This window comes from Pedobacter gandavensis (assembly GCF_014172405.1).
Taxonomy (GTDB): Bacteria; Bacteroidota; Bacteroidia; order Sphingobacteriales; family Sphingobacteriaceae; genus Pedobacter; species Pedobacter gandavensis.
This window is the reverse complement of the sequence record NZ_WNXC01000010.1, coordinates 195,037-208,450: the sequence shown is the minus strand read 5'-3', so window position 1 is coordinate 208,450 and position 13,414 is coordinate 195,037. Positions and strand designations below refer to the sequence as shown.

Here is a 13,414-nt window from a genome sequence, read left to right as displayed (position 1 = left end):
TAAATCTATTCCAGAGGAAAAGAAATAAAAAAAACATAAATGAGGTGCTTGATTTTAAGCATTTGTTAATTTAAAAATAAACCCAGAAGAATGAAAAAATGCTTGATAATCCTTTTTGTATGCTTTAGTAGTTTCGGTTTTGCGCAGGATAAATATTGGCAACAGGCGGTTAGTTATAAGATTGATGTTACCTTAAATGATCAGACGAAGACCCTCAAAGGTTCGGAAAAAATCGTTTACAAAAACAACGCTCCAAGTACGCTAGACTTTATCTGGTTCCACATCTGGCCAAATGCCTATAAACAAGAATCTACGGCTTTATTTCAGCAGTTGAAAAATGACACCAGCAGAAGTAAGAAAATGGAAAAGTATAGCTACGGAAGTATTGATGGCTTAAATTTCAAGGTGAATGGCCAGCTGGCTGTTACGGAGGCTCATCCTAACCCACAGTACATTGATGTGATCAAAGTAAAATTGGCGACTCCTTTAAAACCTGGTGATTCGGTTAATATCAGCACCGATTTTAACGTAAAACTACCATCTTATTTCTCGAGATCTGGTTTTGCCGATGGAGAGTTTATGATTTGCCAATGGTATCCAAAACCGGCTGTATTTGATAAAAATGGCTGGCATGAGTTCCCTTATCTTGATATGGGAGAGTTTTACAGCGATTATGCCTCTTTTAAGGTAAACATTACTTTGCCTTCAGATTATGTGGTAGGTGCCACTGGAGTGTTGCAAAACGCAGATGAACTCGCGCTTTATAAAAAACTAGGTGCTGAAAATGCCAAAACCAGAACAGGTAAACCCGCACTTTATAAACCGATTCATAAAGCAGCAACCAAAATGCTGACCTATGAAATGGATAGTGTACCAGATTTTGCCTGGTTTGCCGCAAAGAATTTTGTGATTCAGTATGATACGATCCAGCAAGCTTCCGGGAAAGTAGTGGATGCCTTCACTTATTACCATGATAAAAAGAATACACTGTGGACCAATAGCATCGATTATACCAAAGATGCGGTTAAACATTACAGCAAATGGATTGGCGAGTATGCTTACCCTGTGGTGCAGGTTGTAGAAGGCCCTGTTAATAATTCTAGTGGTGGTATGGAGTATCCCACCATCACCCTGATCACCAGTCCGGATGCAAAAAAAGAAAGCTTAGATGCGGTGATTGCCCATGAAGTTGGACACAACTGGTTCATGAGTATGTTGGGAAGTAATGAGCGTCAGCACGCCTGGTTAGACGAGGGACTGAATAGTTATTTTCAATTCAGGTATGAAGCAGAGAAATATCGTTCTAATAGTCTCTTTGGCGATGCCATCCCCGAGCAAGTAAAGAAACTGCCTGAAAAGGACTTCTTAAACAGCATGTACAATGCGCTAGGCTCTATTCCAATGAAATCGCCCATAGAAACTCCTTCTGATAAATTTACCAGCTCTGATGAGTACAGCATGTCTTCTTATGTGAAAACAGCTTTATGGTTGTATATCCTGGAGAATGAAGTAGGCCGGGATAAAATGGATAAAGCTTTTCAATATTATTTCAGCAAATGGAAGAATAAGCACCCGCAACCAGAAGATCTGAAAGCGGCATTCGAAACCTCCTTGGGCTTGAATTTAGATGGCTATTTTCAGTTGATTAACAAAGAGGGGAGCTTTAAATAGGGGGTAATCACATTTCCTAAGTCTTCTATGATCAAATATAGATATGAAGAAATCTCTCAGGAGATTGCGCTTAACATTACCGAAGGAAGGTTAAAACCAGGACATAAACTTCCTTCGGTTAGGCAGCTAAAACAACAATATCGCGCTGGATTGAGCACGATTCAAAAAGCTTATGAGCTATTGATTATTATGGGCTTGGTGGAGAGTATCCCCAAATCAGGTTATTACGTGACCTTAGGAAAAGGCGATAATAATGAGATTGGATTTGCTAAACCCAGTCAGGCCAGACTTCGGGACGAGCTGTTTAAAAATAATTTAGAAGCCATCACCTCCAATACAGATCCGCTATTGCGTCACCGGCTCAATGAGTTTAATGTAGCCACACCAGATGATACCTTCATTCCTCAAAAAATGATTTTGAGGAACATGCAGCAGGTCATTAGAGAGCAAGGGACAAAGATCCTTCGTTATTATCCTTCCAATGGTTCAGAACCCTTAAAAGACCACATCACAAAACGTGCAGCCTTAAATCATGCGAATTTTGATGCCGAGGGATTGATCATTACCGATGGCGCATTACAGGCCTTTTATATTGCGATGGCTGCGGTAACAAGTCCGGGTGATGCAGTTGCTATTGAAAGCCCTTGTGTGTTTTCTATGTTACAGGTATTAAGAACGTTGAGGCTTAAGGTAGTAGAGATTCCCGTGCTGGATCCTGATGGTTTTGACCTGGATTTCCTGGAGGAAAGTTTGAAAACCATTCCGATAAAAGCGATTGCCCTGACGCCAAATTTTCATAATCCAACAGGTTCCCTGATGTCTGATGAAAACAAGTGGAGGTTATTGCAAATTGCCAAAGCGAAAGACATTCCAATCCTGGAGAATGATGTCTATGGAGACCTTAACTTCACAGATCACCGCCCCGGAAATATCAGTTCGATGGACGATACTGGCTTGGTCATGACCTTTTCTTCTTACTCTAAAACCCTGGCTTCGGGAATTCGTTTGGGTTGGCTCTTTACCGGCAGGTTTTTTAAAGTAGCCGAGCAGATTAAATTTGCATTGGGTAGTACTGTATCCCCGGTTTATCAGGAAACCATGTTGAAGATTCTGGCAACAACCAGTTATGAGCGTCATATTCGCACTTTTCGGATGAAATTGGCTAGCCAATGTTATCAAACGATGGAACTGATTTCTACTCATTTTCCAGAGAAAATGCTCGTTTCGACGCCCAAAGGGGGCTATAGTATCTGGTTGAAAATGGATAAGGGAATGGATATGGTCAAATTTCATGAACGCTGTGAAGACATTGGCGTACGCTTCACACCCGGCCATACTTTCTCTTTTAGCAATGCCTTTGACCAGTACTTCAGGGTTGTTTTTGCCATTAAATACACAGAACAAAGTCTGGATGTATTGAAACAGGCCGGACAGTTTGCCGGGAAGCGATAATCATGAAGCAATCTGTACCCTATGGATTTTAGGGTACTGATCCCCAATCGCGGATTTGTACGGCTTACTTTTGGCTTTTGAAAAAATATTAAAATGGATAGCAAGATAAAAACAAAGTTTACTATAGCCTCAGAAGAAGGAATAGCCCTATTACAAATGCTTGGAGAAAAACGTGGACAGGAGAAATATGCCAGCATTTTGGATACGACCCAGCTCGAAAATTACCTGTATGATAAATTCAATACCGCAACCATCATTAACAATTTAAACACTTTTTCTAATCAACTGATTGTGGTTTATGTGGCAGATCAGCCTGCCGGCTATGCCTATCTCAGTGGAAACGGAAATGTTCCTGATGACCTACAGGATAAACGCATGATTCACCTGGAAGATTTTGAAGTGCTTCAGGAATATCAAGGAAGCGGGGCAAAGGAAGTTCTAATGGAAAAATGCCTGAGCGTCGGTAAGTCCTATGAAGCAATTAAAATCAGGGAAAATGCCGAAGAAATGGAAATGATCGCTTTTTATGAGCAATATGGTTTCCAACAAAGGCCGTCGCCAGAGATCAGTATAGCCGGAAAAACTTTTCCATCGGTTATACTGATCAGAGCGCAGCCTTAAATCTTGCTCTTTATTTTCTATTGATAAAGGACTCCTTTTTCATCGTATTCCTGCAAATCCATAGGCTGATTAGCATAAAAACTGCTGCCGCCAGGAAAGGGGCGCCAGAAAATTGAAAGGGTGCTTTTGGATTGGTGAACCAGGCGAATAAATTGGTCATTAACAATGGCCCCACAATAGAGGTGGCACTCAGCAGACTGGTTAAAGCACCCTGCAATTCTCCCTGCTCGTTCTGTGGAACATTTTGAGAGATGGTAGCTTGTAACGCAGGGCCCGCAATTCCACCCAAACAATAAGGAATAAGAAAGGCGAACATCATCCAACTTTGATTGGCAAAAGCAAATAAGAGCATGCCGATTGTGGAAAAGGCAAGGCCAATGTAAATGCTTTTTTCATTGCCCAACTTTGGACTGGTGTACCTGATTAAACCACCCTGAACCAGCGCGACTAAGATTCCGGCAGTGGCCAGGGAGATGCCAATTAGAAAAGTATTCCATTGAAAACGTTCGATATTAATGAAAGTCCAGGTACTTTGTAAAGCCTGGCCAGCAATATAAATAAAAATCAAAGCCACGATTAAGCCACCCACGCCTTTGTATTTTTTGAGACAAAGTAAGGAGCCGATAGGATTGGCTCTGGACCATTCAAAAGGACGCCGGTGTGCTTTGTCAAGGGATTCTGGCAATACAAAATAACCGTAAACTACATTGATAAAAGTAAGTATCGCTGCTGCAATAAAAGGAACTCTAGGCCCAAGTTCACCCAATAAACCACCTAAAGCAGGGCCAACTACAAAGCCTAAGCCAAATGCAGCGCCAATCAATCCGAAATTTTGAGCCCTGTTCTCTAGGGTACTAATGTCTGCAATGTAAGCAGTAGCGGTCGTCATACTGGCACCAAACATACCCGCAATAATGCGTCCCAAAAATAACCACCAGATGCTAGGTGCTAAAGCCAGAAAAATATAGTCAATGCCGAAGCCAAATAGCGAGAAGAGCAATACTGGTCTTCTACCGTATTTGTCGCTCAGGTTACCGATGATTGGGGCACAGATGAATTGCATAATGGCATAAGCAAACATGAGCAAGCCGCTCCATTGTGAAGCCTCGCTTATATTGCCATGTATCAATTGTTCTATCAATTGAGGGAACACTGGAATAATCAGCCCAATGCCAATCACGTCCAATAACATGGTGATGAAAATGAAGCTTAACGCCGCTTTTCTGGATGATGCCATAAAATTTTTAGGATTTGAAGGCGCAAGTTATTGCTTTTTTCCCTGATCCTACAGGTTATGGGTTATTTCGTGTCGGTTTTCAATGAAATTCTTTAACGATGTGCCCAGAATATAAGTCCAGCCTTGTTCAAATGATGCCCTCGATAAGTCCGGGTTTTCAGTGCCGAAGCTTTCTATTCCGCTATGACTCAGTTTTAACCGGGTTTTTCCTTCAATATCAAATAGCATAAAGCTAACCGTCGTTTCGCCCGGAAATTGATCGTATTTCCAGGTGTAGCTTAGCTTCTTCTCTGGAATTACCTCTGTCACTTTGCAAAGGTGAAGGTATCGGGTGTCGTCTTTTGAACCATAAAATTGGAACTCAAAACCGATTTCGGGCTTAAATTCTGCCAGATTAAAATACCATTTCTCCATAAGGGCATTTTTGGTCAATGCCTCCCATACCTTGGAAACCGTTGCATCCAATAGGTATTCTAGCTCAAGTGCTGCTGTTTTCATCTTTTGTCGCTTTACTTATGAAGAACTAAAATACGAAATTCAAGGCTAAAATAGCCTATTATGTACCCGGAAAGAGATACATTTAAAGTTGTTTTAATGCAGGGAAATTAAGAATTTGAAACAATTAGCCAGGTTTCCCAGGAGTCCGCTCTAGTTTTTCTTTTAATACTTGATACTCCTTTCGAAGATGTCGGAAAGCTTTACTGTTCAGCTGATCCACGTCATTTTCTTTGAGCTGACTGTGGTAAATATTGGCCACCTGATCAAATCTTTTCGATACCTGATTGTATTTTTCTCGATTATTTCTTTCCTCTGGGCGCTCTTGTTCGCCGTTTATATTACCCAAATAGGTACTGTCAGAGACTTTTTCTCCGTCAGCAGACCTGAAACTGATGTATGGTTCTATTTGTTGCTGGAGGTGATGTTCACTCAATCCAATAAAACATTTCCCTTCCTCTCTTCTGGCAATATTTAGGTATTCAGTACCTTTATCTGATTCTGGATAGCAAAGCATCACCATGACAATATCGTCATAGCGTGTTTCCTTTGCTTCATATGTTGGATTCCAGCTGATTTCAAGCCCTGTTGATGTTTTTACTATTTTCAGATCATCGGCAACCGGAACCAATCCCTTACTCAATATTACTTTACTATAGTCGACTTTAATATTGGGGTATTCACCTGTTAAAGCATGTTTTTTGTGATAGGACGTTGCCAGATTATGGGCATTTTGTGGGGTTCCTTTTGCCTGTAGTCCATAACCAAGCTTAATAAAGCCTTTCATGGATGCTAATAATTTATTGGTTACAGACATGGAAGAATGATTCGCGAGCTGAGCTCGACTGGGTTTTCCTACACGCCCAATACGGCGTACCACAGGAATACCATTTAACATATAGAAAACGAGGTTTCCAATTTTTCCACTGAAATGTCCTTGTGGACCGTTTAAAGCGATGGCCATAATGAAGAGGTTAATGGTTTGGTAGCGAGTTGGTTGTTTCTTTGAGGAGACTTGATGAAGGTAACTAAAAGAATCCAATAAGCGTCCGATATGAGCCTGTATTTTTTAAAGCTTTGACCTTGCTTCTTTAGGGAATTAAAGCGCCGTTAATAGGGCTATATGCTGGGTTAGGCCCTAGCAAACCCCTAGAAGAAGCCTGCTAGAACCCTATAAATTCTGACCTCATACTCAATGCAGCTTCAGCGCTGCTGAATACGAGCTGTTTGCAATAGGAAAGGAATTGGGGGAGGATGAGTACAGAAAGATCAAAAGGTTTTAATCTTTCTTCAATATTCCCCTGCTGATACTTTCTTCAAATAAGTAGTTGGTATGGTCCCATAATACCTGAGAACCGTCCTTCATTTTACTTGTTTTTTTGATCACTGTATCATATTTTACTTCATATTCGCTCCAGGTTCCACCTTCATTTGAGACGTTTTGAAGGACTGGTTCTAGTCGGTCAATAGACTTCGCGAACTTAGATTCGGCAGTGATTCCGGCTTCGAATTCTTCCCATAGTGAAATAAATTCTTCTGCTTGTTGATCGGGTAAAAGGCCAAAAATTCGCACTGCAGCCTTTTGTTCTTCGGCAGTATTGTCGTGATTCGCCTGACTGTCGTATAAAAAAATATCCCCAGAATCAATCTCTACAATATCATGAATTAACAACATCTTGACTACTTTCATAATGTCTACTTTCTCATTGGCGTGTTCGGCAAGAACCATGGCCATCATGGCCAGGTGCCAGCTGTGCTCTGCATCGTTTTCATGACGCTCACTGTTGAATAGACGGGTTTTTCGCTGTATATATTTGAGTTTGTCAATTTCGTGGATGAAGGCCATTTGTTTGGCCAAATCTGTTAAATTCATAAGGCTAATTGTTGTTTTTTAACACGCCAAAAGTAGGGTTTTATTCCCCATTTTATATCATATTCTGGTCAGGTGTATCCCCGTTACCGGGGGCCTAATTTGGCAGTTGACTTGGTTTTTAGGGTTATTTTTCCTACCTTTGTCATGTTTTTAATTTAAACCTCAGCGAATTCATCGTAATTTGCGCGTTATTTTCTTAAAAAGAAACAGGTGTAAATCTGTTCAAATGTCTAAGGGGATTGCCCCCTGATTTTCATTTAATGTTTTATTTAAAGCATTTGATTACAAACAGTAATGGAACTGATTTGTATTAATTACTTATTATGGTAAAACCCACACAGCTTACAGGCTGTTTAATACTATTTTTTATTGCCCCTTTTGCCGCATTTGCGCAGGATCCAATACTAATACCACCAGAAATTGTCTTAGCGCCAGATTCGTCAAGGGCAGTTGCTACTAGAGGCCGGGCAAATAAGGCATCTCCCAAGAACAAGTCAGATGCGATTAAACACAGAGATACAATTGGCCAGGCAAAAAGGGCAGATTCCATAAAACAGGCAGATCAGCCTACACTCAAAATCGGAGGTGCATTAAGGTTCAACTACAACCTTTCCTCCTGGAAAAAAGAACAAGTAAAAAGAGGCGGAGATTTTGGACTGGATATGTTCAGAATCAATGTAGATGCCTCCCATAAAAAACTCGATTTCCATGCAGAATATCGGTTTTATGCTAAAGCCTCCGGCGGTTCTTTTTTAAAAGATGGGTATTTAACCTATCACTTCAATGACAGTACCAATCTAGCTATTGGATTAGTTCAGAATCCCTTCGGGAACACGACATATAACTCTCACAACTGGTTTTTTAACCTTCCTTATTACCTGGGCTTTGAAGATAAGGCATCCATGGGAATCAGGTTTCATCAACGCAGCAACCGCTGGATGTATGATTTGGCCTTCTTTAAAAGTGCAATGGAATTAGATTTTGGCGATAAAACCAGTATCGATCCTTCGCGATATTCTTATGATGTTGCCGGCAGAAATAAAGAGGTAAACCAAGGGAACATAAAAACAGAATATTTACTCTCAGAAAATAAACGAATTGGTATTTCTGGAATGCTAGGGGGTGTTTACAACATTCCTACCGGAAATATGGGCTCCAGATGGGCAGCAGCAATACATACCGACCTGACTTTTGGAAAGTTCAACCTGAAACTGCAATCCATGTATTATCAATACCATCTGGCCGATTCGACACAATATAACCACAGCGTAAATCTGGGCGCTTATGGTTCCACTTATGATGTGGCCACAAAAGCATACCTGCATACCGCATCTGTCGCCTTTACCCAACCAGTGAAAATTGGTCCGGTAAGTTCGATCACCTTTTATGAAAATTATTCCTACATGGATAAGACACTGCAAGGGGCAACTGATACACAAATGAATGTATTGGGAATGATGCTTAATGCAGGTAACCTGATCACTTATGTGGATTGGGCAGCAGGAAAAAATCAACCATGGTTAGGTCCTGAATGGCAAAATGGCCTAGCTGCAGGAAATCCAGACGCCAAATGGCACAGTCGTTTTAACATTAATATCGGCTATTACTTTTAACATCAAATCTATCGAAATGTCTAAACTTAAAATAGAAGACCTTACCCTGATTTTTGGGAAGGAAAAAGAAACCGCACTTTCCTTATTAAAGCAAGGAAAGTCCAAAGCGGAGATTCTCAAAGAAACAGGTTGTACTGTAGCGGTAAAGAATGCCAGCTTCAGCATTGAACAAGGAGAGTTCTTTGTGATCATGGGACTATCTGGAAGCGGTAAATCAAGTTTGTTGCGTTGCCTGAATAGGTTAATTGAACCAACAGCAGGGAGCGTAATTTTAAATCATAGAAACATTACCAGTCTGGGCGACCTGGAATTACAGGCTGTCCGTCGTAAAGAAATGGCGATGGTATTTCAAAATTTCGGACTGCTGCCGCACCGTACGGTATTAGAGAATGTAGCATTCGGACTTGAATTGCAAGATGTCCCGAAAGCAGAAAGAGAGGAAAAAGCGAAAGCAGTGATTGAGATGGTGAGCCTTCGTGGTTATGAAAATCAACATACCGGCGAGCTTTCCGGTGGGATGCAACAGCGTGTTGGTCTGGCCAGGGCTTTAGCCAATGATCCAGAAATTCTACTGATGGATGAGGCCTTTTCTGCGCTGGATCCACTGATCCGTACGCAAATGCAGGATGAGCTGATTGACTTGCAGGAGAAAATGCACAGAACAATTGTTTTTATTACCCACGATTTGGATGAAGCAATTCGTTTAGGAGATCGCATTGCAATCATGAAAGATGGAGAAATTATACAAATAGGTACACCAGAAGATATTTTAACAAATCCAGCAACAGATTATGTGGCTTCTTTTGTTGAAAAAGTAGACCGTAAATCGATTATTACTGCGGCAAGTTTGCTTTTTGAAAAGCCTACCGTAGCGATTTTCAAAAAGGATGGGGTAGAAGGAAGTTTACGTAAAATGCGTACCTCCGGCTTAACCACTTTACCGGCAGTGTCGGTGGATAAACATTTCCTTGGCTTTGTATATCTGAAAGATCTTTTAGACTTGAAAGCTCAAAAAGAAACTTCTATTGAAAAAGCAATCATCAAAGATATTCCAGTTGCTTATCCGGAAACTACTGTAGAACAAATGCTGCCCTTTATCGCAGAAAATGGAAGAGCAGTACCTGTGGTGGATGAAAAAACAAATAAACTAATCGGAATCGTTGCCCAAACCTCTTTGTTGATTGAAACAACAGGAGCTTCATGGGAAAACGTTACGGGAAATACAATTGATAACCTTCAAAAAGAAATTTTATAATGATACATATAGGGACATATATAGAACAATTTATAAACTGGCTGACACTCAACTTCGGTTCATTTTTTAACCTGATTAAGGTGGTCGTAGAATCTGTCGTTAATGCTGTGGAATGGGTACTGATGTTTCCTCCATTTTATATGGTGATCGCTTTAATCGCATTTTTAGCATGGAAACGTACCGGCTGGGGTTTAACGGTTTTTACGATCCTCGGACTAGGTTTAATTTGGGGAATGGGGTATTGGGAGCAAACGATGGCTACGCTCGCACTGATTTTATCCGCTGCATTTATAGCCTTACTGATGGGCGTTCCACTGGGCATCTGGGCAGCAAAAAATCCTATGGCTGGAAAAGTAATCCGTCCTATACTGGATTTAATGCAAACCATGCCTGCATTCGTTTACCTGATTCCTGCGGTACTTTTCTTTGGCCTGGGGAAAGTTCCCGGCGCTTTTGCAACAGTCATCTTTGCGATGCCTCCAGCAGTGAGGTTAACCACCTTAGGGATCAGTCAGGTGCCCCCATCTATCGTAGAAGCCACACGCTCCTTTGGAGCTACACCTCGTCAATTGTTGTTTAAGGTGGAATTGCCTTTGGCACTGCCAACAATTTTGGCCGGTGTAAATCAAACGATCATGATGGCGCTTTCTATGGTGGTCGTTTCTGCAATGATTGCGGCTGGTGGATTAGGTGAGGTGGTATTGAAAGGTATTACACAGCTGAAAATCGGTTTAGGTTTTGAAGGAGGGATTGCCGTCGTCATTCTTGCCGTGATCCTGGATAGGATTACACAGTCTTTCGGAGCGAAAAACCTCGCTAAAGTTTAAGGGATTTTATCTTCGGGACATACGATATGATGCATTGGTTTTGAAAATTATATAAAAAAAACACAACATGAAAAAGATAGTAGGTAGTATATTAATCGCATTGGTTATTGGTGTGATCGCTTCATGCGGACCAGCCAATAATGATAAAAAAGTAACCATAGCTTATGTAAATTGGGCAGAAGGTGTAGCTATGACGCAATTGTCTAAAACGTTATTGGAAAAAGAAGGGTATACCGTAGCATTGAAAAATGCCGATGTGGCGCCAGTTTTTGCCGCTGTAGCCGGTGGTGATGCCGATGTTTTCCTGGATACCTGGATGCCGGTAACGCATAAAGAATATCTGGATAAATTTGGAGCAAACCTGGAGGTCTTAGGTACCAATTTTAAAAATGCAAGAATCGGTTTTGTGGTTCCTGATTATGTTAAAATAAACAGTGTTGAAGAGTTAAACGCAAATGCAGCATTGTTTGACGGTAAAATTGTGGGCATTGATGCAGGTGCTGGAATTATGAGCAAAGCAGAAGCAGCGATTAAGGATTACGGTTTAAAACTGGAATTGCAATCGGCAAGTGAAGCAGCAATGCTAGCTGTGCTGAAGAAAAATATTGACGCAAAGAAACCGGTAGTAATTACCGGATGGTCACCACATTACATCTTTAGTACTTATAAGTTGAAGTTCTTGAATGATCCTAAAGCTGTTTTTGGTGCGGTAGAAACCATTCAGACGGTAGCCAACAAACATTTTGTTGCTGCAGAACCAAAGGTGGCAGAGTTTTTTAGAAACTTCCAATTGGATGAAGATGAATTAGGTTCATTAATGGCCGCTTTGGAAAACAATACCAATGAAAAAGCAGCAGTAGAGGAATGGTTAAGTAAACATCAGGAACTGGAAATGCAATTGCGTTCTTTTATAAAATCAGACTCGGAGTAATTTGAGGTGGTTTTTCAAACTCCTATCCTAAGGAGAAACATTGCCTGATCATAAAAAACTTCCCTGTTCTAAATAAAACAGGGAAGTTTTTGTTGCTAAGAATTGGAACATTAGAATTTACATATACCTTTTTCTCCAGGTTTGCATCATATAGGTGTTTATCTCCCATTGATTGGCAACTGGAAGGTTGGTATAGGGAAGGGTAGGCATGTAACTTGGTGGCCCAAATTCGGTTAACATCGTCAGGATTTTGCCTTGTTGTTTTTTTATGGCGACTACTTTATCCCACCATGCGAAATGTGCTGCTACGGCATTCTTCCATTCTGGTGCACGTGGATCGCTTACTTGTGGCCCTTCTTCATGCCCCACACGGGAGTGTATATGGTCTGTGCGGGAAAGTGCCAGGTCAACGGTTTCTTTTTGGTCTTCCAGCATGCTTTCACTCACATTGCACCAATGAGAGATGTCTAATGTTAGTCTCAGATCTGGGTTTTCTTCCAGGTATCGTAAAGATGCTGGTGCGGAATAAAGCATCCTGGACCTGTGGGTTTCATGATAAATTGGAACCCCCGTTTCTTTGGCATATTGAACCGTAAAATCTATAAATTTTTTGTTGTCTTCATATTTAAAGAAGTCCTTTCCGGAATGCACATTGATGTAAAGCGGTTTCTGATATTTGTTCTCCGCGGCCTCTTTCAGTACCTTTTTGAAAGTTGCAAAATGGGCTGCGGGAGCAGGTTCGTCCCCGCGACAAAGAAAGCCTACTGAAAGTTGATGTTGTTTTAGTGCAGTAAATAGCTCTTGAGCAATGTCTGTAGCCCATAGAATTTCCACACCATCATATCCATCCTGTTTTGCCTTTTTGCAGAAATCGGTTACAGAGCCCTGGAAGCCCCAGTAAGGCGCCATAATGTGCAATGAAAAACCTTTAACGGCTCTCGGAGAAATGAATTCTTCGGGTTCAATTGCTTTCATTGATGTCAAAAGGGTAGCGGTTGTTGCGAGCACAGTAGTCCCCAAAAAATCTCTTCTATTGTAATTCATCATAATTTATACCTGGAAAAGTCAAAATACAGATTATTTTTAATTTGCAAGGATAATTCAAAATCTTAGCCTCGTTGGTATAAGTCATCGTCGTCTTGGCTAAATACTGTTTTTATCCTCCTAAGAAAGAGGGTAGGTTAGGACAATAGGATTATCTTGATGCAGCCCGAAGGCTGCTTCAAAATAATTCAGCCTTGGAGTAGTTCTACCTCTTTTGTTCTCCATTTATTTGCCGAAATCAAACATGACATAATTTTTAAGATTCTAGCTCAAAATTATCACGCTTCTATGTAGAATATAGGTACTTTTGCCTCATAATTTCAATGGTCAGCGTGTTTTTCGCTGAGCTGGAAGTTTGAAGCAGAAAGCAGGAAAAAACCGATAAAATAAAGGGG

General features: G+C 40.9%; 12 protein-coding genes. 7 read left to right on the top strand and 5 right to left on the bottom strand.

The window, feature by feature from the left end; translation table 11 throughout:
* The first annotated feature begins 90 nt into the window (after positions 1 to 90).
* From GM920_RS22135 to GM920_RS22125, 3 genes are all read left to right on the top strand, one after another.
* Complete coding sequence (locus GM920_RS22135) at positions 91 to 1,671, top strand: M1 family metallopeptidase (protein ID WP_182961575.1); 1,581 nt, start codon at positions 91 to 93, stop codon at positions 1,669 to 1,671.
* Positions 1,672 to 1,698: 27 nt separating this feature from the next.
* A complete protein-coding gene (locus GM920_RS22130; RefSeq protein WP_182961573.1) occupies positions 1,699 to 3,123 on the top strand; it encodes an aminotransferase-like domain-containing protein in 1,425 nt (474 codons plus the stop codon).
* 93 nt (positions 3,124 to 3,216) lie between these two features.
* Positions 3,217 to 3,744 carry a GNAT family N-acetyltransferase gene (locus GM920_RS22125; protein WP_182961572.1) on the top strand — a complete coding sequence of 176 codons (528 nt, stop codon included), beginning with the start codon at positions 3,217 to 3,219 and terminating at the stop codon, positions 3,742 to 3,744.
* Between the two features lie 10 nt (positions 3,745 to 3,754).
* Here the strand turns inward: GM920_RS22125 and GM920_RS22120 are convergent, their stop codons facing one another.
* The 4 genes from GM920_RS22120 to GM920_RS22105 form a co-directional block, all read right to left on the bottom strand.
* The gene (locus GM920_RS22120; protein ID WP_182961570.1) at positions 3,755 to 4,981 is read right to left on the bottom strand and encodes a TCR/Tet family MFS transporter; all 1,227 of its coding nucleotides are present in this window, start codon (positions 4,979 to 4,981) and stop codon (positions 3,755 to 3,757) included.
* Between the two features lie 48 nt (positions 4,982 to 5,029).
* A complete protein-coding gene (locus GM920_RS22115; RefSeq protein ID WP_182961568.1) occupies positions 5,030 to 5,479 on the bottom strand; it encodes an SRPBCC family protein in 450 nt (149 codons plus the stop codon).
* Positions 5,480 to 5,603: 124 nt separating this feature from the next.
* Positions 5,604 to 6,440: a DUF6266 family protein gene (locus GM920_RS22110; RefSeq protein ID WP_182961567.1), complete on the bottom strand. Its 837-nt coding sequence runs from the start codon at positions 6,438 to 6,440 to the stop codon at positions 5,604 to 5,606.
* A gap of 315 nt (positions 6,441 to 6,755) precedes the next feature.
* Positions 6,756 to 7,349, bottom strand: a complete 594-nt coding sequence (locus GM920_RS22105) for an HD domain-containing protein (protein WP_182961566.1) — start codon at positions 7,347 to 7,349, stop codon at positions 6,756 to 6,758.
* A 323-nt stretch (positions 7,350 to 7,672) separates the two neighbouring features.
* On the opposite strand from GM920_RS22105, the gene GM920_RS22100 reads away from it, so the two are divergent.
* The 4 genes from GM920_RS22100 (at position 7,673) to GM920_RS22085 (ending at position 11,975) form a co-directional block, all read left to right on the top strand.
* Positions 7,673 to 8,962: a porin gene (locus GM920_RS22100; RefSeq protein ID WP_182961565.1), complete on the top strand. Its 1,290-nt coding sequence runs from the start codon at positions 7,673 to 7,675 to the stop codon at positions 8,960 to 8,962.
* 16 nt (positions 8,963 to 8,978) lie between these two features.
* Positions 8,979 to 10,217: a quaternary amine ABC transporter ATP-binding protein gene (locus GM920_RS22095; RefSeq protein WP_182961564.1), complete on the top strand. Its 1,239-nt coding sequence runs from the start codon at positions 8,979 to 8,981 to the stop codon at positions 10,215 to 10,217.
* On the top strand, positions 10,217 to 11,044 hold the full coding sequence (locus GM920_RS22090; protein ID WP_182961562.1) for an ABC transporter permease: 828 nt from the start codon (positions 10,217 to 10,219) through the stop codon (positions 11,042 to 11,044). The genes GM920_RS22095 and GM920_RS22090 overlap by 1 nt, the downstream gene beginning before the upstream one ends.
* 67 nt (positions 11,045 to 11,111) lie before the next feature.
* On the top strand, positions 11,112 to 11,975 hold the full coding sequence (locus GM920_RS22085) for a glycine betaine ABC transporter substrate-binding protein (RefSeq protein WP_182961560.1): 864 nt from the start codon (positions 11,112 to 11,114) through the stop codon (positions 11,973 to 11,975).
* Positions 11,976 to 12,092: 117 nt separating this feature from the next.
* Here the strand turns inward: GM920_RS22085 and GM920_RS22080 are convergent, their stop codons facing one another.
* Positions 12,093 to 13,022, bottom strand: coding sequence for a sugar phosphate isomerase/epimerase family protein (locus GM920_RS22080; RefSeq protein WP_235964610.1), 930 nt, complete (start codon positions 13,020 to 13,022; stop codon positions 12,093 to 12,095).
* Positions 13,023 to 13,414 lie beyond the last annotated feature (392 nt).

Bases quoted from the DNA above. Each gene is read 5' to 3' on its own strand.
- GM920_RS22090 (WP_182961562.1), top strand. From the start codon at position 10,217: ATGATACATATAGGGACATATATAGAACAATTTATAAACTGGCTGACA.
- GM920_RS22095 (WP_182961564.1), top strand. From the start codon at position 8,979: ATGTCTAAACTTAAAATAGAAGACCTTACCCTGATTTTTGGGAAGGAA.
- GM920_RS22100 (WP_182961565.1), top strand. From the start codon at position 7,673: ATGGTAAAACCCACACAGCTTACAGGCTGTTTAATACTATTTTTTATT.
- GM920_RS22085 (WP_182961560.1), top strand. From the start codon at position 11,112: ATGAAAAAGATAGTAGGTAGTATATTAATCGCATTGGTTATTGGTGTG.
- GM920_RS22105 (WP_182961566.1), bottom strand. From the start codon at position 7,349: ATGAATTTAACAGATTTGGCCAAACAAATGGCCTTCATCCACGAAATT.
- GM920_RS22115 (WP_182961568.1), bottom strand. From the start codon at position 5,479: ATGAAAACAGCAGCACTTGAGCTAGAATACCTATTGGATGCAACGGTT.
- GM920_RS22080 (WP_235964610.1), bottom strand. From the start codon at position 13,022: ATGATGAATTACAATAGAAGAGATTTTTTGGGGACTACTGTGCTCGCA.
- GM920_RS22135 (WP_182961575.1), top strand. From the start codon at position 91: ATGAAAAAATGCTTGATAATCCTTTTTGTATGCTTTAGTAGTTTCGGT.
- GM920_RS22120 (WP_182961570.1), bottom strand. From the start codon at position 4,981: ATGGCATCATCCAGAAAAGCGGCGTTAAGCTTCATTTTCATCACCATG.
- GM920_RS22130 (WP_182961573.1), top strand. From the start codon at position 1,699: ATGATCAAATATAGATATGAAGAAATCTCTCAGGAGATTGCGCTTAAC.
- GM920_RS22125 (WP_182961572.1), top strand. From the start codon at position 3,217: ATGGATAGCAAGATAAAAACAAAGTTTACTATAGCCTCAGAAGAAGGA.
- GM920_RS22110 (WP_182961567.1), bottom strand. From the start codon at position 6,440: ATGGCCATCGCTTTAAACGGTCCACAAGGACATTTCAGTGGAAAAATT.